This is a genomic window from Mailhella massiliensis (assembly GCF_900155525.1).
Taxonomy (GTDB): Bacteria; Desulfobacterota; Desulfovibrionia; order Desulfovibrionales; family Desulfovibrionaceae; genus Mailhella; species Mailhella massiliensis.
The window spans coordinates 755165-771204 of record NZ_LT706952.1; the positions used below are offsets into that span (position 1 = coordinate 755165).

The following is a 16040-nucleotide window of genomic DNA, read 5'->3' on the forward strand; positions in this document are numbered from 1 at the left end:
GCTGCGCTCTTTTGATTTTGGCTGTACGCCAGAAAAGAAAAAAGTTAAAAGGATAGATAGGAGAAAAAGCTATGATACTGCACAGGTACGATCTGGAAAATGGCGAGTACAAGGGGCCTCTGGAAGCTCAGCAGCGCCCGAACGGCGAGTTTATCACCGACGTGGTGGGGACTGTCACACAGGAACCGCCCGCCGTAGGGGAAAAGCAGGCCGCCCGCTGGACGGGAGAAGCCTGGGAGGTGGTGGAAGATTATCGGCAGACAAGAGACAAAGGCGGCGTCATCGAGGAGGGATCCGGTACGCCGTACTGGCTCCCCGGTGATACGTATAGAACTCCGGCACGCTATCTCACGGAGCTGGGTCCGTTGCCGGAAGGCGCGCTCCTGGAACGGCCTGAGAAGACTCAGGAAGATATCGAAGCCGAAGAAGTCGCCGCCGCACGGATGCAGGCAAGCAGCCTGATCACCTCCCGTATGCGTGCAACCACGCTCCAGACAGCGGCCTTTTCCGTGCCGGAACTCGCCACCATGGCCAAAGCTCACAGCTTTGACGTGTGGAAGGCTGGGCAGACGTATGAAAAAGGCTATCGTCTGGAGCACGAAGGCGTCATCTATGAAGTCGTTCAGCAGGTGACCGCACAGGAACATCAGCCGCCGTCCGCGGAAGGTATGCTTGCCATATATCGCCCGCTTTCTTCCTCTGGTTCCTATGGCATGGACGGCACGAAGGAAAAAGCTTTCGAGTTCATCTATGGAATGGACGTTCACAAGGATGAGTATTTCACCTGGGACGGCAAACTCTGGCTGGCCACAAACGACATGCTGCCCTGTACCTGGCTTCCCGGAACCATCGGCGCATGGTGGCAGGAGGTGACGGAGTAATGGAAAAGCTCATAGGTCAGGGCGTCCACTTCGAACGTATCCGCCGGATTACCGGCTACCTTGTGGGCGCACTGGACAGGTTCAACAACGCCAAGCGTGTGGAAGAACATGACCGCGTGAAGCATATGAATATGGAGCCGTGGAAACATCGGGCTGCTTGACGAAATCAGGAAAAGTGCGCATTAAGAAGGGGCAGGGAGTGCGCTAACACTCTCTGCCCCAATGTATGGGCCAGTCCCGCCGATTGGTTAAAACCTCACATTGTTTCCGGCCTCTGAAGGAAGTGTCAGTTCCTTCAGAGGCCAAAGTTATTTAAGAAGCTGGTAAAGTACCCAGCCGCCGATAACCGTAGCCAAAGTGCCGGAAAGAACTTCCAGCAGGAACTGACGCATGGGCGTATCCTCCTTTGCGGGAGGCTGGCCCACGTCGGCACCATATGAAAGCGATTTACAAAAATCAAGCCCGCCTTCAACGCGAAAAATATAATGTCTTTTTCTTGAGTGATGCCGTACAACGGTATCGACCTGAAAGCATCGCCGCTCAACCAGGTCACAAAAGCAGCCGCCACGTTCGCCCCGTGGCGGCTTTTTTATTACTTCTTCAGCTCTTCCTCCATCAGGTCAAGAATTCTTCTGTCTCCGGTGACTCTGATGATGTCCATCACGGTTTTGAGTCCGAGCTTTGCCTGGTCGTCAAACGGGTTCAACTCGCGCATGAACGTATTGTATTTTTTTCCGATACGTTTGCAGAGTTCCCGCTTGGGCATTTCGATGGACATGACAATACGGTACACCTGAAGCAAAAATTCATCGTACAACATGGAAACGCTCCTGTTGCTGAAGGTTTCCGGCGCGAAAATCGGAGCCGGCTTCTTCAAGTACAGGGATGTTTCAGGTCCTCAGGGAGATATCTTTTTGAATATTTTTATTAAATATTTTTATTTTTTATAAATAAAAATGTTTACTTTTAGAGGTAATAAGGTAGTTTATTTATATGAAGTTAATAAAAACAACAGGTTACACAAAAAGGAGTAAAAAATGCCTGCTGATTACTACGAACGTCAGGAAGCCCGCCGCCAGCGCCTCGAAGAGCGTCTGGAACGTGCGCAGAATGAAGCCATGAACGAACACGGCAAGGCCATGCGTGAACTCAGTCAGATCCCCCTCGGTCAGCCCATCTTGGTCGGCCATTATTCGGAACGCGCTCATCGTGCACTGCTCGCCCGCTCTGACCGCTACATGGAAAAAAGCGTGGAGCTTTCCCGTAAGGCCGACTATCTGAGCGACAAGCTGAATGGCGTAGGCTGCGGCGGGATATCCTCCGACGCGCCGGACGCCATAGAACGCCTGGAAGCGAAACTGGCCTCACTGGAAGAAGCTCAGGAAATCATGAAGGCTGCAAACAAGGCAGCCGGACGCGGCAATCCCAAGCCCTACGAGTCCTACCAGCTCAGCAACAACAACGCGAACATCCGAAGGGTCAGGCAGCGCATCGAGCACCTGAAAAGGCACGCTGCCGATGTGACCACGCGCCTGCCATTCGAGGGCGGGGAAATCGTGGACAATGTGGAAGAAAACCGTGTCCAGATTCTCTTTGATGAAAAGCCGTCCTACGAAGTCCGGTCTGAGCTCAAGGGATACGGCTTCCGGTGGGCGCCCCGCTTCTCCGCATGGCAGAAGATGAGAAGCCGGTGGGCCATGTACGAAGCAAAGAAGGTGTGCGGCATAGACGACTAGAAATGAAAAGGGGCCGGGGCTATCCCCGGCTCCCAAAAGGAGAACTTTATGCTTGAAGGTCCTTTCTGTATTTGGGATTTCGGATATGGCAAGAACGCTCCCAAGAACATTAACGAGTATCTGGGAAGAAAGGTCGTTTTCTACGATAAGGTTTATACGGTGGTCCACGTCGAGCCGTCGGATCGGCAGGTGTACAGGGTTGACGGAAGCGTTATTCCTGGAGCGGCCAGCCTGTTCATGGCGCGATGGCAGGGAAAAGACGGACAACCAGAGGGAATGGGCGCGAACGCGGCCACCATTGCCGAACCGTGCAAGACCATCTGCCACTGGCACCCGGATGTTGATTTCCGGGAAGACGCGGAAGAATGCGCCCGGCTCTACAAGGCCGCACTGGCCGGAAATGAGGCCAGAAAACAGCAGGCGGCTAAAGAGAAGCTCCGGGTTACGGAGCTGAGAAACGCCAGAGAGGCACGGTTCAGAGAGCTCTGCCCGGAATGGGCGAAGGCCTACATCGTCGCCGTCCACCAGCAAAACGAGTCGGATATCATGACGGACTATTTTTCCGCCAGCGAAACACGGGTCGTGCTGTTGGGCTTTTCCAAGAGTATCCGCGAGAACTTCTCGGAAATGAGGAAGCTGGCCGCCAAGTTCCCCTTCGTTGCTCATCTCTCCGAAGAAGGAGAGGAACACCGGGAAAAGTACACCGGCGGGCATGGCTACTACCTTGCCGGGCAAGGTGGCTGGTATTCCGGCTGGATCATTCGGAAAGAGAACTTCGGACGCGATGGAAGGCCCGCATGGCACCGCGAAGGTGTGGAGCTGGAATCCTATATCGAAAGCCTGTGAACCAAACTGGGGCCGCCATGCGCGGCCCTTTTCCTTCCCTGATACAAGGAGCTGCCAGATGAAAACGCAGGATTACGCCCTGGAGCTTGCCCGTGACTTCGACCGTTGGAACCATATCGTAACGGACGGAACAACTGATCCTTTCTGGCCGGATGGGACAAATCTGAATCTGGTCCGACGCCATATCATAAACGCGAAACAAGCCATAGAACAGAAAATGAAGCCCGAAGATTTTCCAGAGATATATTATCGCCCTACTCCCCCGGAAGTGTCCGAGGATTTCATGGCAAATGCTGAGGGGATACGGATTCGAGCCACCAGCCTGCTCGAAGCCTGCGAGGCAGACAAAAACTATCGGTATATCAAAAAGATGCGCGAATTTGTATCGAAAGATGACCTGGAAAAACTCGGCATCGCATTGGTGATATGGAGTATCGACCGGTTGAAAGAGTCCGTGAACAGCGGAAACCTGGTTACCATGCGGGGGTACATGCACTCGGAGTTCCTTCTTGCTGATCTGAAAAACTGCGCGGACAGTATCCGGGCCCTTCCGGCATCCAGTCTGCGAGCGGTTCAAGGATCGCTCATTTCCTAAAATAGGAAAAAATGCCATCAGTTACGCCCGGAGGGAGTGGCTCTTTCCTGGGCGTACTGTTTTATCGTGCGAGGGATGGCTGAAATCTTCCCTTGACATCCGCCGGAAAATTTAATTCACTACCTGTACGGAGCCTCGAAACCTCCTTTACCAGCGGTTTGGTCACTACCCCGAAAGCGTGGCTATTTTTATGCCCTGTACCGGAAAAGCAGCGGCATTTCATCGGCTGTATGGCCGGGAGTAGGCTAATAGAACACCCGCAAGGGGAATAGGCCTGGACGTCTGGTAACGTTTTCGAGCTCCCGGCCTTTTTTGCGTTCTGCAAAAGGCCAATCGAAAAATTACCAGAGGTGCATCATGACCAGTTTTCCCATGGAACAGACCGAAGTCACGGCCCTGCACATGAACCACGCCCATGCCTTGACAAACAGGGCGAAATTTTTAAGACTGAACTTCCCCAAATCCGAGATAGGCTTGCCGGAGCCTTTGCCAGTGTTCCCCGCGTTGGCGCAAATCGCGGCGTTTTCAGTTTCTGCCACCGGTGCATCTCTTTCATGGTGCAGGTACATATCGGCGGAACAACGTCCAGTATCCGTGAGGACTGGCGGCCTATCTCGGGCCGGGGAGCGTTGTTCCGTCTTTTTTTGTACCCTGTAACCTAATCCCTAAAGCCGAGGTACCCTATGACCAGTTTCCCCATGGAACAGACCGAGATCACGGCCCTGCACATGAACCCCATAACCGGCATGGTTCGGGTGGAATTTCTGCCCGTGTGGCGTGAAGATTTTGCTGAAGATCACGTCCTTGTGCCGCTTTCCTTCATCGTTCGCCTTGATGTGCGCGTGGGCGATACCGTCAACCTGTTCCTCCTTCCAGAGTCCGTGCTCATCGGCGGAGTGCTCTACCATAAGCGCCCGGTCGATTCCATTCCCTTCACTACCGGCGCCGGGAGGGCAGCATGAACGCAGACGATGCCCGGCTGCGCGCCCTGGTGGATTATATGGCTCTGGAGCTGGATGGCATTGAAAAGCGCATGACCTATGCGTCCAGTATCATCATGGAGCAGAACGGCGACGATATGGCCGCCTTGTCCCTGTATCTTCGTGATGCCGCCGCCCATGTCAGACGCCTTCAGGATGAAGTGACACGCTGGAACAGGCGATAGTGGCTTATTCGCCCCGGGTATGGTACCCGTTTTTTACAGGAGGAAACTCATGAACGGCAGCATATTCCGGGGCGTCGACTTTACCGGCACGGACTGGGGTGAACCGAACAAAAACATCGCCTCCCGCCTTGGTGTGGAACCCGGTCTGGTGGCCGCTGCGCGGCGTCACTTCGGCATGGTGATCATCCCGCGGATTGACTGGAGCGATGTGGACTTTTCCCGCCCCTCAAAGGAGATCGCAGCAGAGAAAGGCTGCTCCGTAACCGCGGTGAACATCGCCCGCCGTTCCGCAGGTATGGCCGCTTCTCGCCTGGACTGGTCGAATGTGGACTGGAGCATGGATAACTCCTCCATTGCCCGTGAACTGGGCTGCACACCGTCGGCAGTGCTCGCCGCACGGCGACGCATTACCGGAAAGCGCTCCCTGGCTTCCGGTGGACGACATGCGCTGCCCGATGCTGCCGAGCGCGCTCACGAGCGTGCCGGAAGAGCCGTGAACGTCCTCCTTTCTCCAGAGCTTTTTGCTTATGTCGAAGCGGAGTCTGTCCGTACCGGAAAAACGAAGGCCGCGGTCATACGGGAAGCTGTCAGGGAAAAGTTCTCCCGCACCTAGTTCGCCCTTTTCATGAGCTCTTCGATGAGCTTCCGATTGATGTCGGTAAGCTGTCGGTTGGTCTCGGTGAGCTGCCGGTTGGTTTCGGTAAGCCGATCTATCTGGCGGAGAAAGTGTTCTTCGCGTGTAGGCTTGGGATCCATTGCGGTCTCGGATAGAGATTCAGCAGGTTCGTCTTCCTTCTCCGTAATGAACATGGGGCCTTCACCGAAGTAAAGCCAGTCTCGACTTAAGTTCGGTATGGCCTTGAGTAGCCGAGGGAGCCTGTGAAGAAAGTTCTTCTGACCAACTTCAGTGGAATAAGCGTTGAGCTTCTGGGGAGTGATCTCCAAGGCTTTTGCTATTTTGCTTTTGCTCCCAAGTACCGATTGTAACGATAATACGCGCTCGTAAAGTTCCATAAATTTCGCCGTGTTGTTAAAAATACGGTCAAATTAGCAGGTGCAAATTCGATAAAATCCTTGTTTATTCGATAAAAAAAGTATAATGTTCTAACGACAACAACCAATATACACATGATAAAACGCTTGTTTTTTTGGAGGTATCAAATGAGTGAAGAAACTACAAGGTATAACCGGCTCAGGGCCTATCTAATTCTTCACGACGTTTCAATGTCGGCCATCGGCCGCCGTATTGGTCTGAGCCCTCAGTATGTAAGACGGATTCTCTCTTCCGATGAGATTTCTCAAAAGAACCACACTATTATGCGCGCTCAGGTCGGAATTCCTGAAGATCTCCTTCCTAAGATTCGAGAAGAAGCACCTCGTCGTAATTACATCCCTCGGAAAGGATATATTGAAGAGAATGTCATAGCTGAGCAGGTCTGAATAGCAAAAAAGAAGGGAAGTTTTTCATGAAAGGCATTTACCCTCTTCTGCATAGAGCCGTGCACAAAGCGCCTTCGGGAGCATCAACGGAACAGATTGCCGAAGCCTTGCATAAGAATCCGGCGTCTCTGGCTCAGGAAGTAAGTCCCGATTATCCTCATAGGAAATTTGGGGTTGAACACCTTGCCCCTCTCGTCATGGCGACGGGGGACTATGCGCCTCTCGACTTTCTGGCAAGAGAATCCGGCTGTGTTCTCATGCATATGCCTGAAGCAAAACGCGGAGGGCATCCCGTGCACGTTCAGTGCATGGAGAGTGTGCAGAAGTTCGGGGAGTTGATGACCAGTTGCAGCGACGCTCTCAAAGATGGGAAAATTACTTCCGACGAGGCTGATAGCCTTGATGACGCCGGGTATGAAGCCATTCGCGGCATACTCATGCTGTTGCAGGAGGCCAGACACGCGGCCAAGGAAGATATGATATGGAAGAGCTGATAGTCCTGACCAGGGGGCAACTGGAGGCCATCATCGAGCGAGCCGTCGCAAAAGGCGTAGAACGAGTACGTCCCATGCTGCTGAGAGCTGCCCATGAGTATGTCACTCTTCACGAGGCTGTGAAAATTTTTCCCTTCACCAAGCGCCAGCTTGACTACTGGCGCAAAAACGGTGAAGGGCCTGCCTGCTACGTCATGGGCAACAGCGTCAGCTACAAAGTCGCCGACCTCGAAGAATGGTATCAGAAGTTTCGCCGTGAACCTCTCTACTGAGAGAGCATTCGAGAGACCAAGGACAGTTTGCCGGTAATTTCCGAGGGAATGAGATGGGCGTAACGTTGAGTCATTTCAATGCTCCTGTGCCTCATAAGGTGCATCAGCTCGTGCAGCGTCACCTGGCCGGATTGGGCCAGCCACGAGGCAAAGGTGTGCCTGAAAACATGGAACGAAATGTGATACGGCGACTCCTTGGGCACCTGCATACCGAGACGGGCAACGACATGGTTGAAGGTTGCGGGTGTTCGGTTTCGTATGCTTCCATCCGGCATAGGGAAACAATATGGGGAGGCCTCAATCCTGGGCATACTCAAAAGCATCTCTATCACTTCCCGCGGAGCCGATACAACCTCCTTTCGTCCTCCCTTTGCACGGATATGGAGGCAGCAGGACATGGCATCAATGTCGGTCCACTGCAAACGAAAAATTTCCGTGGCTCTCATGCCGGTCTTCAGACTAAGCTGGGCCATGTAGTAAGTCTGGGGACTCGCGTTTTTCAAGGCCGCCAGAAGGATACGGCACTCTTCCGGTGTCAAAAACCGGAGGCGCTTATTATCGAGAACAGGCATACGAAAAACCCCGCCTGGAAGAACTCGAAAAGGGTTATGCGTGGCTTTTCCCATACCTATGGCATAATTGATGGCCCGGCGCAGAAAGGCCAGCATATGATGAACGCTCTGATTCGAGATGCTCTTTTTCATCAGCCGTACTTTCAGGGCCTCAGCCTGTTCAGGACGGAAAGAACGCAAAGGAATATTATGGATAAGCTGCTTACAATGAAAGTCATACTGATCCAAAGGTCGGTCAGTAATTTTCCCTTGATTGGAAGCCCACAACACATAGTCTTCAATCGCATTTCCTATAGTGTAGGCTCTGCTTTTACTGGAGATCAGATTTTTTTGAGATTCCCCATTTTTCAGAGCTGCGGCTTTTCTGGGAGTCATGCCCTCGCTTTTACGTCCGACGGTTATCCAATGGGGCACTCCGAAGTCATCCGGCTTGGAGATATAAAAAGAACAGTCAGGCTTTCCGGTTGCCGGATCTTTTTGCTTGAGGATTCTGTAAAATACTCCCGGCTGAGTCGTGCTGAAAAACTTGCCTCCCATCTTTATCCCCTCGCTAAAGTAGTTGATTTTTCATCAGATTCTACCAAAACCGCTGGGAAGCAATTATATTTTTCTTATCTTTTTCTTATCCCCTTACGAAAAAAGGGTCACGGTATAAAAACCGCAACCCTTTCAAATAATAAGAAAAATAGCTGGTCGGGGCGACTGGATTTGAACCAGCGACTCCCTGCTCCCAAAGCAGGTGCGCTACCCCTGCGCCACGCCCCGAAAAAAAGGCTGCCCTGCAGAGGTTACAGGGCAGCCTTTGATGAACTATGCCTTAGCGGGCGATGACGTTGAATTCGTCGCGGCGGTTCTGAGCCCACACAGCGTCACCGGTGCCTTCCACGGCGGGACGTTCCTTGCCGTAGGAGATGATGTCGAGCTGTTCGGCGGGCACGCCGAGGCGGATCATGTATTCATAGGCAGCACGGGCACGACGTTCGCCGAGGGCGAGGTTGTATTCCTGGGTGCCGCGTTCGTCGCAGTTGCCTTCAATGCGCACGCGGATGGAGGGGAACTGCTTCATCAGTTCGGCCTTCTGCTGGAGCATGTCGCGGTATTCGGCCTTGATGTCGTACTTGTCGAAATCGAAGTACACGACGCCGTCGGTGATCTGCTGAGCAGCGGCATCAACAGCGGAGGTGCTGGCCACGGGAGCGGCTTCCACGTTTTCCACTTCAGCGTTCTTCTTAGCGCAGCCGGCGCCCATGCCGAGAGCCAGAGCGAGAACCATAACCAGGCCAAAAGACTTCAGAGACTTCATGATAACTCCTCCTGAGAGTTAAGTCATAATATTTCTCTCTCCCGCTCTTCCCTCTTAATAATAGAGCGTGGAAAGAAAACTGCACTTATGGGCAGAACGGCATATTACCCTCACACATGCCGTTGTCAAGCTTGGGAGGGGGGTAATTCGCCCCGAAATTTAAATTATTTTACTTCCCCCAGCTCGGGAACGAAGCGTTGCCCGGCCCGGTGGGAACCTGCCTGGCTTCGCCGCCGTGGCGCGTGGTCAGGTAAATCTGGGAAGAGCCGCTTCTTGTGGAGGTGAAGGCCACAAAGTAGCTGTCCGGAGCGAAGGAAGGCTGTTCGTCGCGGCCGGGGCCGAAGGAAATCTGCTGCTCGTAGCCCGTGACCATGTCGTGCACGAAAATGCGGAAGCCCGAAGGCGTGGCCTTGGTGTAGGCGATGAGCGTGCCGTCGGGGCTGATGCAGGGTTCGGAGTTGTAGGAACCTTCCATGCTCACGCGGGAAACGGTGCCGGTGGTGAAGTCCTTCAGAAAGACCTGCGGGCTGCCCAGGCGGCTGGAGGTGAAGGCCATCTTGGTGCCCGTGGCGTCGAAGGAGGGCGACACGTCGATACCGGCGCTCTGTTCCAGGGTGCGTTCACGCTGGAACTGGCGGTTGAGCAGGAAGATGTCGGGATAGTGACCGGTGGAAAGGCTCACGGCCACACGGTTGTCGGGCAGAAAGCACGGACCGATGACGGTGTTGCCGGGGAAGCGCACGCGCTTGACGGTATTGTTCATGCGGTCCCACACGCCGAGGGCATGGGTGCTGTCGTCCAGATGGCTGAACACCACATAACGGCCGTCCGGCGACCAGGAAGGAGACATGGCCGAGCCGGGGATGTTGGTGACCTGGCGCAGATCGCGGCCGGTGGCGCGCACCACCCACACGTCGCGCTTGCGGCCGTTGCCCTTGACGAAGGCCAGGGAGCTGCTGAAGAAGCCGCGCGCGCCGGTGAGCGCTTCCATGAGGTCGTCGCAGAAGCGGTCGGCCACGTTGGGCACTTCGCTGTGGGTCACGCCGGAATAGGCGTTGCCGAACACGAACTTGCCGGAATAGGTTTCAAACACGCGCAGTTCGACGGTGCTGTTGTCCCTGTCGCCGTTCGGCCAGTGCGCCGTGACGAGCAGGTCGGCCCCGGCGATCTGGAAGCGGCGGAAATCCACCTCCGCGCCCTGCCAGGCGGAAAGCACCGTACCGCCCAGAACGGCGGAAGGCGAGGTGAGGCGCATGAAGGGCAGGTAGTTGAGGTTGGAGGTGATGGCGTCGTTCAGTTCCGCGCCGAGAGCCGTGGCGCGCTGATTCGGACCGGTGAGGGGGGAGGCCATGGCCAGGTTGATCTTGTTCTGGCCCGCGCCGTAAATGTCCACCATGGTGGCGGCGCCGCAGGGCACGGCGAGCGCCAGAACCATAAGGATAACGAGGCTATGGAAAAGAGGAAGGAATTTACGCATAGGACACCCTTGCATGGTTTTTCGGGCCGACGCGATACGGCCGGTCCGGGGAGGTGAGCATATTCTTGCCGGTGCCCGTGGTCAAGAGCGCGTCATCGCTTCCCTTTCCGGGGAAAAAGGAACCTTCTCCGCCGCAGGCGCTTCCCCGGGCCGTTCCGCCCCTTCCAGAGCGGCGAGCTTTTTTTCGCGCGGAAGCTTCTTTATCTTCCTCTCCATCCTGAGGGCCTCCTCACGACGGAAGCCTCCGGCACAGGACAGAAGGCGTACCGGCCTGCGGCCCCTCGTGTACTTCGCGCCGCCCGGAAGAAGCCCGTTGTGCATGGCTGTTCGGCGGGCCACATCAAGCGTTATGCCGCAGTAGAGCGTGCCGTCGGCACAAAGAAGAAGGTACACGCTCCATTTGCCGCCCGCCATGACGTCACGCCGGATTTTCCGGCTTTGCCGCAAGCTTCCAGCCGAGTCCCGCAAGCGCGATGCAGCAGATGCCGTTGAGCGCCACGTTGAGCAGCGCGAACATCATGTCCCCCGCCTTCCAGAGCAGGACGGTATCCAGCGCAAAGGAGGAAAAGGTGGTGAATCCGCCGAAAAAACCGGTGGCGAAAAAGGCCGTGGCCGTAGGATAGCCGGAACGGGAACGGGAGGCCGCGCCCATGAGCAGGCCGAGCAGGAAGGAACCGGCCATGTTGACGCACAAAATGCCCACGGGCAGCACCGCACCCGCGGCTTCCGTCACCAGACCGCCGACTTCCACGCGGCACACCGCGCCGAGCGCTCCGCCGACGAGCACGGCCGCAAGCTGCCTGAACAATGGTTTCATGAAGACTGTCCTTGGAAAAGATGCGCGCGAGGCCCAAAAAACGGCGCACGCGCCCGGGGAAGATGCGTTCCGCCTACGCGAAGAGAGCAAGGCCGAGCGCCGCCGCGCCGAGGCCGAGCGTCATGTTGAGCACGACATTGGCCGCCGCGCTCCCCACTCTCCCCGCGCGCAGAAGCTGAAAGGAATCCAGCGAAAAGGTGGAAAAGGTGGTCAGCGCTCCGCAGAAGCCCTGAATGAGAAAAACGCCGAGCGGCCCGTGCGCCTGCTCCGCCACGGCCGAAAACACGGCCCCGATGATGAAGCAGCCCGCCACATTGACCAGAAGCGTGCCCACGGGAAAACGCCTGCCGAAGAGCGCCGCGGAAAGAATCCCCGCGCCGTAACGGCACGCCGCGCCGAGCGCTCCGCCCGCAGCCACAAGAAGCAAAGAACCCATAATTCCTCCAGAGCAGGAACATCCGCACTTTCCCGCCCCTTGTCAATGCCTGCGGGCCGCCCCAGGGCGGCCCGCAGCACGCTTACAGCCTGTAGGCCGATTCCCCGTGCAGGGCTTCGTCCAGCCCTTCCAGCTCCTGTTCACGGCTCACGCGGATGGGACCGAAAAAGCTGATGACCTTGAGGATGAGCCATGTGGCCGCAAAGGACCAGGCCGCCACCACGCCGACGCCGAGCACCTGAATGAAGAACTGCTCAAGCCCCGCGTGTACGTCGTTGACGGCGACGGAGGCGAACACGCCCACCAGAAGAGAGCCGGTAAGCCCGCCCATGCCGTGGGCGCGCCATACTTCCAGCGCGTCGTCGAAATGAAGCTTCGCCTGCACGCATCCGGCATAATAGCACACCGCGGCTCCGACCGCTCCGATGACGATGGCCGCCCACGGCGGCACATAGCCCGCGCAGGGAGTGATGGTGGCAAGCCCCGCCACAGCGCCCACAAGAATACCGGAAAAGGAAGGACGGCTCGAGGCGCGCCAGTCGAGGAAGAGCCACACCAGCATGGCGATGGAACCGGCGATGGTGGTGTTGGTGAAGGCGTAGGCGGCAAGCGCGTCGCCCGCATAGGCCCCGCCCGCATTGAAGCCGAACCAGCCGAACCACAGAAGCCCCGCTCCCACGGCCACCAGCGGCAGATTGTTGGGCTCGGGATGCTCGCCGGGGGCGATGTCGTCACGCGGACCGAGGAACATCACGGAAGAGAGCGCGGCGAAACCTGCGCTCACATGCACCACGATGCCGCCCGCAAAGTCCGCCACGCCGAGCCCCGCGAGAAAGCCCCCGCCCCATACCCAGTGACATACCGGAATGTAGACGAAGATCATCCACAGAACCAGGAAGCGGAGATAGCCGCGGAAGTTGAACCGCCCGGCAAAGGCCCCGGTGATGAGCGCGGGAGTGATGACGGCGAACATGAGCTGATAGGCGAAGAAAAGAAGAAACGGAACGGTGACGGCATAGTCGGGGCTGGGCGCGCCGCCCACCTTGTCCAGAGCGAAATGGTAGGTGATGTCGCCTATCACGCCGCCGATATCCGGCCCGAAGGCCAGGCTGAAGCCGCCGAAAATCCATATGACGGCAATGACGCCCATGGAAATGAAGTTCTGCATCATGATGGTAAGCACGTTCTTGCGGCGCACGAGGCCGCCGTAGAAAAAGGCCAGCCCCGGCGTCATGAGGCAGACCAGCGCCGTGCAGAGCAGGATGAAGGCGGTATCTCCGCTATCTGCTGTGTACATGGAACACTCCCGTCAGGCTGAAGGTGAATCGCCGCTTTTTCGTTCAAAGCTGATGTGGGGCAGCAGAAAAAGCCATGCGGCGATGACGAAGGGAAAGGTGAGCGTGGGGATGCCCAGAGGAGAAAGGGCCGCGTTGAGCGCCCCCTGAGCCACCACGGTGAACACCGTTCCCAGAAAGGCGTAGGCAAGCACGCTCCGGCTCGTCCGGTAAAAGACGGAACCGAGTCCTATGGCCGTGAGCACGGCGCTGAACTGGTAAAGTCCCGCCTCTATGCTTTGCCCGTCCGCCCCGAGAACGAGCGCCGCGGCAATGGCCAGCACGGAACCTCCCCAGCCGAGCAGCGCGGCGAAGGGGGAACTTGCCGCTATGCCGGCGAGAAAAATCACGCCGGTGACGGCGTTGTCGATGAGAAAGACCTGGGAAATCCCGGTGAAGCTTGCCAGAAAAAGAGCCTCGGGCCCGGGCGTCAGGGCCAGCGCCCCGGATATCTGCGAAGGCGGCGCGGGCGCAGGCAGCGCCGCAATGCTGATGTGGGCGAAGCTGTAGGAGGAAAGCAGGATGAACCAGGTGGTGAACACAAAAGGCCCCGTCATGGCCGAAACCCGCCAGGAACGCAGAAAGCCGGAAACGGCCATCATGATGACCGTGGAAAAAAAGGCCCCCGCCACAACGAGCGCCCAGCACATGAGGCCGGAACCGAAGAACACGGGCAGGGCGCAGCCCACCAGTATGCCGTTGTAGCCGTGCAGGCCCGCATCTATCTCCTCGCGCGGGGCGTGCAGCAGGCAGGCGGCAAGCGTGCCCGTGCAGAGTCCCGTCAGCGCGCCGATGACGACTTCCGGCGTATCCGCCCGCCATGACGCCCAGGCGATGCCGAGAAGGAAGAAAAGTCCCGTCCACGGGGAATTCTGAAACATGACCTGCCCTGCCCCGCGCAGAAGCACGTCCACGACGCGGGGAAAGGGGAAATACCGCGCCTGCCGCGGCGCATCGCCGTTTTTTGCCGTATGAACCATGGATGCTCCTTGCCGCTTCAGCTCCAGAGAAACCGGGGAGGAAGTTCCCTGCCCAGCACCGTTTTGCGCACCAGAGAACGGAACGAACGTATCTTCGCCTGCACGTCTTCCACATTGCGGCCGAGCACGCGGAAGGCGACGCCCGCATTGCCGGGAAGGGAAAGCGCACCGAAGGCGACTTTTTCCGTCACGTCGCTGCCCGCGCCTTCCTTCAGCGCGGGAATGCAGGCTTCCGGTACCAGCGCAAAAAGACTGCCGAACACCTCATAGCCCGCCATGACGCCCACGTTGCAGAACGATGTCTTTTCCGGCTCCAGCACGAGGCGTTCCTCAAAAAGCGGTCTCCCGTCTTCCCTGAGCACATGAAAGCCTGCGGAATAGAGGTCGAAGCCGAACTGCTCCTCAGCATGATGCCAGCGCCGCCCCGGCATGAGGATTTCCCCGAACACGAATCCCGCCGAGGAAGGCAGCGTGATCCAGGTATCCTGCACGAAGCGCGCATGGCGGTGCAGGATGAGCGGAGCGGGCACATATTCGAGCCAGCTTCTCTCCCCTAGCGTGAAGTGCTGGAGAAAGGATGCGTAGTTGTGCTCCATGACGTGCACCTTGGTGGCGCACTGCGTGGTGACGAGGGCATGAGCCTCTTCCCCGGCATGGACGCAGAGCGCCATGCGGTCGCCCTGAACGATGCAGCCCGTGGATTCTATGGTGATGACGCAGGCCATGTCCGGCTGCGACCTGTCCCAGTACAGGGCCTTCTGCGCCAGAAGCGGCGCGCGCCTGTCGAGATCGGCAAGCACGGTACGGCCGAGAGCTTCATCGCGCCGGAAATCCAGCCTGAGATAGCCCACCTTGCCCACGGCAGCGCTTTTCATCTGCGGAGGTTCGTCGAGATAGGAACAGAGTTCCTTCGCCCCAAGTTCCAGGCGGGCAAGCGACTTTTTCGCCGCGCCGAAGCTGGAGCAGTCGGGACGTGCGCTCCCTTCAAGGCCGCGCTGCGGCCCTGCCTCAGGCATGGTCCGCCTCCCCGCGTTTCACCGCTTCCCGCACGAAAGAAGCTCCCGTCGGCCTTTCCGGCACGTCGAAAAGCGCGTCGCGCATGATCCAGTCGGCAAGGGTGGAAATGTTGCGCCCCGTCATGCAGTTGGTGAAGAGGAAGGGCTTTTTGCCCCGCATGAGCCTGGAATCGCGCTCCATGACCTCGAGACTCGCCCCCACATAGGGAGCAAGATCTTCCTTGTTGATGACGAGGATGTCGGAATGGCACACGCCCGGCCCGCTCTTGCGCGGAATCTTGTCGCCTGCCGCAACATCGATGACGTAGATGAAGAAATCGGCCAGCGCAGGGCTGAAGGTGAGGGTGAGGTTGTCGCCCCCGCTTTCGATGAACACCACATCGCTGTCGGGAAAGCGCTTTTCCAGATCCTCAACGGCGGCAAGGTTCATGCTCGGGTCCTCGCGTATGGCCGTGTGGGGGCAGGCACCGGTTTCCACACCGACGATGCGCTCGGCAGGCAGTATGCCCGCCAGTTCCCGCTGCACATGCTTCGCATCCTCGATGGTCACCACGTCGTTGGTGATGATGAGCGGGCGCACGCCGCGCCGCATGAGCTCGGGCACCACGGCCTCGATGACGGCCGTCTTGCCGGACCCCACCGGGCCGCCTACGCCGATACGGGTGATTTTCTTCAT

Annotated in this window: 23 protein-coding genes and 1 tRNA gene; 11 read left to right on the top strand and 13 right to left on the bottom strand. The window is 57.4% G+C overall.

Going from position 1 to position 16040, the window contains the following annotated elements; all coding sequences use genetic code 11:
* Nucleotides 1–71: 71 nt before the first annotated feature.
* Both CZ345_RS16750 and nrdD read left to right on the top strand, forming a co-directional pair.
* Nucleotides 72–881, top strand: a complete 810-nt coding sequence (locus CZ345_RS16750) for a hypothetical protein (protein ID WP_144277365.1) — start codon at nt 72–74, stop codon at nt 879–881.
* A complete protein-coding gene (gene nrdD / locus CZ345_RS13695) occupies nt 857–1042 on the top strand; it encodes an anaerobic ribonucleoside-triphosphate reductase (RefSeq protein WP_077073656.1) in 186 nt (61 codons plus the stop codon). Before CZ345_RS16750 ends, nrdD begins: the two co-directional genes overlap by 25 nt.
* Before the next feature lie 431 nt (nt 1043–1473).
* On the opposite strand, the gene CZ345_RS13700 is transcribed toward nrdD, so the two are convergent.
* Nucleotides 1474–1701, bottom strand: a complete 228-nt coding sequence (locus CZ345_RS13700; protein ID WP_077073657.1) for a phage regulatory CII family protein — start codon at nt 1699–1701, stop codon at nt 1474–1476.
* A gap of 217 nt (nt 1702–1918) precedes the next feature.
* Between CZ345_RS13700 and CZ345_RS13705 the strand changes: the two genes are divergently transcribed.
* From CZ345_RS13705 to CZ345_RS13735, 6 genes are all read left to right on the top strand, one after another.
* Nucleotides 1919–2617: a DUF3560 domain-containing protein gene (locus CZ345_RS13705; protein ID WP_077073658.1), complete on the top strand. Its 699-nt coding sequence runs from the start codon at nt 1919–1921 to the stop codon at nt 2615–2617.
* 48 nt (nt 2618–2665) lie between these two features.
* A complete protein-coding gene (locus CZ345_RS13710; protein ID WP_077073659.1) occupies nt 2666–3463 on the top strand; it encodes a hypothetical protein in 798 nt (265 codons plus the stop codon).
* Nucleotides 3464–3521: 58 nt separating this feature from the next.
* Nucleotides 3522–4058 carry a hypothetical protein gene (locus CZ345_RS13715; protein WP_077073660.1) on the top strand — a complete coding sequence of 179 codons (537 nt, stop codon included), beginning with the start codon at nt 3522–3524 and terminating at the stop codon, nt 4056–4058.
* A gap of 683 nt (nt 4059–4741) precedes the next feature.
* Nucleotides 4742–5020, top strand: a complete 279-nt coding sequence (locus CZ345_RS13725; protein WP_077073662.1) for a hypothetical protein — start codon at nt 4742–4744, stop codon at nt 5018–5020.
* Complete coding sequence (locus CZ345_RS13730) at nt 5017–5223, top strand: hypothetical protein (RefSeq protein WP_077073663.1); 207 nt, start codon at nt 5017–5019, stop codon at nt 5221–5223. Before CZ345_RS13725 ends, CZ345_RS13730 begins: the two co-directional genes overlap by 4 nt.
* 49 nt (nt 5224–5272) lie before the next feature.
* The gene (locus CZ345_RS13735; protein ID WP_077073664.1) at nt 5273–5836 is read left to right on the top strand and encodes a hypothetical protein; all 564 of its coding nucleotides are present in this window, start codon (nt 5273–5275) and stop codon (nt 5834–5836) included.
* Here CZ345_RS13735 and CZ345_RS16920 read toward each other — a convergent pair.
* Nucleotides 5833–5979 (bottom strand): hypothetical protein, encoded by a 147-nt coding sequence (locus CZ345_RS16920; RefSeq protein ID WP_154674815.1) that lies wholly within the window; start codon nt 5977–5979, stop codon nt 5833–5835. The genes CZ345_RS13735 and CZ345_RS16920 overlap by 4 nt on opposite strands.
* Nucleotides 5980–6384: 405 nt before the next feature.
* Between CZ345_RS16920 and CZ345_RS16755 the strand changes: the two genes are divergently transcribed.
* The 3 genes from CZ345_RS16755 (at nt 6385) to CZ345_RS13750 (ending at nt 7429) form a co-directional block, all read left to right on the top strand.
* A complete protein-coding gene (locus CZ345_RS16755; protein WP_144277366.1) occupies nt 6385–6663 on the top strand; it encodes a hypothetical protein in 279 nt (92 codons plus the stop codon).
* Nucleotides 6664–6689: 26 nt separating this feature from the next.
* Nucleotides 6690–7157 (top strand): phage regulatory CII family protein, encoded by a 468-nt coding sequence (locus tag CZ345_RS13745; protein WP_077073666.1) that lies wholly within the window; start codon nt 6690–6692, stop codon nt 7155–7157.
* A gap of 74 nt (nt 7158–7231) precedes the next feature.
* Nucleotides 7232–7429 carry a DNA-binding protein gene (locus CZ345_RS13750; protein WP_144277367.1) on the top strand — a complete coding sequence of 66 codons (198 nt, stop codon included), beginning with the start codon at nt 7232–7234 and terminating at the stop codon, nt 7427–7429.
* Here CZ345_RS13750 and CZ345_RS13755 read toward each other — a convergent pair.
* From CZ345_RS13755 to ureG, 11 genes are all read right to left on the bottom strand, one after another.
* The gene (locus tag CZ345_RS13755; protein WP_077073668.1) at nt 7423–8538 is read right to left on the bottom strand and encodes a tyrosine-type recombinase/integrase; all 1116 of its coding nucleotides are present in this window, start codon (nt 8536–8538) and stop codon (nt 7423–7425) included. The genes CZ345_RS13750 and CZ345_RS13755 overlap by 7 nt on opposite strands.
* Before the next feature lie 153 nt (nt 8539–8691).
* Nucleotides 8692–8766: transfer RNA gene (locus CZ345_RS13760), tRNA-Pro, on the bottom strand.
* A 52-nt stretch (nt 8767–8818) separates the two neighbouring features.
* Nucleotides 8819–9304 (bottom strand): peptidoglycan-associated lipoprotein Pal, encoded by a 486-nt coding sequence (gene pal / locus CZ345_RS13765; RefSeq protein WP_077073669.1) that lies wholly within the window; start codon nt 9302–9304, stop codon nt 8819–8821.
* Nucleotides 9305–9473: 169 nt separating this feature from the next.
* On the bottom strand, nt 9474–10781 hold the full coding sequence (locus CZ345_RS13770) for a PD40 domain-containing protein (protein WP_077073670.1): 1308 nt from the start codon (nt 10779–10781) through the stop codon (nt 9474–9476).
* 81 nt (nt 10782–10862) lie between these two features.
* Nucleotides 10863–11195 carry a GIY-YIG nuclease family protein gene (locus tag CZ345_RS13775; protein WP_077073671.1) on the bottom strand — a complete coding sequence of 111 codons (333 nt, stop codon included), beginning with the start codon at nt 11193–11195 and terminating at the stop codon, nt 10863–10865.
* 4 nt (nt 11196–11199) lie between these two features.
* The gene (gene crcB / locus CZ345_RS13780; protein WP_077073672.1) at nt 11200–11598 is read right to left on the bottom strand and encodes a fluoride efflux transporter CrcB; all 399 of its coding nucleotides are present in this window, start codon (nt 11596–11598) and stop codon (nt 11200–11202) included.
* A gap of 73 nt (nt 11599–11671) precedes the next feature.
* A complete protein-coding gene (gene crcB / locus CZ345_RS13785; RefSeq protein WP_077073673.1) occupies nt 11672–12034 on the bottom strand; it encodes a fluoride efflux transporter CrcB in 363 nt (120 codons plus the stop codon).
* Between the two features lie 82 nt (nt 12035–12116).
* Nucleotides 12117–13331: an ammonium transporter gene (locus CZ345_RS13790; protein WP_077073674.1), complete on the bottom strand. Its 1215-nt coding sequence runs from the start codon at nt 13329–13331 to the stop codon at nt 12117–12119.
* 12 nt (nt 13332–13343) lie between these two features.
* Nucleotides 13344–14348 carry an urea transporter gene (gene yut, locus CZ345_RS13795; RefSeq protein WP_077073675.1) on the bottom strand — a complete coding sequence of 335 codons (1005 nt, stop codon included), beginning with the start codon at nt 14346–14348 and terminating at the stop codon, nt 13344–13346.
* A gap of 17 nt (nt 14349–14365) precedes the next feature.
* Nucleotides 14366–15364 carry an urease accessory protein UreD gene (locus CZ345_RS13800; RefSeq protein WP_083717473.1) on the bottom strand — a complete coding sequence of 333 codons (999 nt, stop codon included), beginning with the start codon at nt 15362–15364 and terminating at the stop codon, nt 14366–14368.
* Nucleotides 15357–16040, bottom strand: a complete 684-nt coding sequence (ureG, locus tag CZ345_RS13805; RefSeq protein WP_077073676.1) for an urease accessory protein UreG — start codon at nt 16038–16040, stop codon at nt 15357–15359. Before ureG ends, CZ345_RS13800 begins: the two co-directional genes overlap by 8 nt.

Coding starts and splice junctions, on each gene's coding strand:
- CZ345_RS13745 (WP_077073666.1), top strand. CDS start 6,690: ATGAAAGGCATTTACCCTCTTCTGCATAGAGCCGTGCACAAAGCGCCT.
- CZ345_RS13770 (WP_077073670.1), bottom strand. CDS start 10,781: ATGCGTAAATTCCTTCCTCTTTTCCATAGCCTCGTTATCCTTATGGTT.
- pal (WP_077073669.1), bottom strand. CDS start 9,304: ATGAAGTCTCTGAAGTCTTTTGGCCTGGTTATGGTTCTCGCTCTGGCT.
- yut (WP_077073675.1), bottom strand. CDS start 14,348: ATGGTTCATACGGCAAAAAACGGCGATGCGCCGCGGCAGGCGCGGTAT.
- CZ345_RS13730 (WP_077073663.1), top strand. CDS start 5,017: ATGAACGCAGACGATGCCCGGCTGCGCGCCCTGGTGGATTATATGGCT.
- CZ345_RS16755 (WP_144277366.1), top strand. CDS start 6,385: ATGAGTGAAGAAACTACAAGGTATAACCGGCTCAGGGCCTATCTAATT.
- CZ345_RS13735 (WP_077073664.1), top strand. CDS start 5,273: ATGAACGGCAGCATATTCCGGGGCGTCGACTTTACCGGCACGGACTGG.
- crcB (WP_077073672.1), bottom strand. CDS start 11,598: ATGAAACCATTGTTCAGGCAGCTTGCGGCCGTGCTCGTCGGCGGAGCG.
- CZ345_RS13755 (WP_077073668.1), bottom strand. CDS start 8,538: ATGGGAGGCAAGTTTTTCAGCACGACTCAGCCGGGAGTATTTTACAGA.
- crcB (WP_077073673.1), bottom strand. CDS start 12,034: ATGGGTTCTTTGCTTCTTGTGGCTGCGGGCGGAGCGCTCGGCGCGGCG.
- nrdD (WP_077073656.1), top strand. CDS start 857: ATGGTGGCAGGAGGTGACGGAGTAATGGAAAAGCTCATAGGTCAGGGC.
- ureG (WP_077073676.1), bottom strand. CDS start 16,040: ATGAAGAAAATCACCCGTATCGGCGTAGGCGGCCCGGTGGGGTCCGGC.
- CZ345_RS13750 (WP_144277367.1), top strand. CDS start 7,232: ATGCTGCTGAGAGCTGCCCATGAGTATGTCACTCTTCACGAGGCTGTG.
- CZ345_RS13775 (WP_077073671.1), bottom strand. CDS start 11,195: ATGGCGGGCGGCAAATGGAGCGTGTACCTTCTTCTTTGTGCCGACGGC.
- CZ345_RS13725 (WP_077073662.1), top strand. CDS start 4,742: ATGACCAGTTTCCCCATGGAACAGACCGAGATCACGGCCCTGCACATG.
- CZ345_RS13790 (WP_077073674.1), bottom strand. CDS start 13,331: ATGTACACAGCAGATAGCGGAGATACCGCCTTCATCCTGCTCTGCACG.
- CZ345_RS16750 (WP_144277365.1), top strand. CDS start 72: ATGATACTGCACAGGTACGATCTGGAAAATGGCGAGTACAAGGGGCCT.
- CZ345_RS13710 (WP_077073659.1), top strand. CDS start 2,666: ATGCTTGAAGGTCCTTTCTGTATTTGGGATTTCGGATATGGCAAGAAC.
- CZ345_RS16920 (WP_154674815.1), bottom strand. CDS start 5,979: ATGGATCCCAAGCCTACACGCGAAGAACACTTTCTCCGCCAGATAGAT.
- CZ345_RS13705 (WP_077073658.1), top strand. CDS start 1,919: ATGCCTGCTGATTACTACGAACGTCAGGAAGCCCGCCGCCAGCGCCTC.
- CZ345_RS13700 (WP_077073657.1), bottom strand. CDS start 1,701: ATGTTGTACGATGAATTTTTGCTTCAGGTGTACCGTATTGTCATGTCC.
- CZ345_RS13800 (WP_083717473.1), bottom strand. CDS start 15,364: ATGCCTGAGGCAGGGCCGCAGCGCGGCCTTGAAGGGAGCGCACGTCCC.
- CZ345_RS13715 (WP_077073660.1), top strand. CDS start 3,522: ATGAAAACGCAGGATTACGCCCTGGAGCTTGCCCGTGACTTCGACCGT.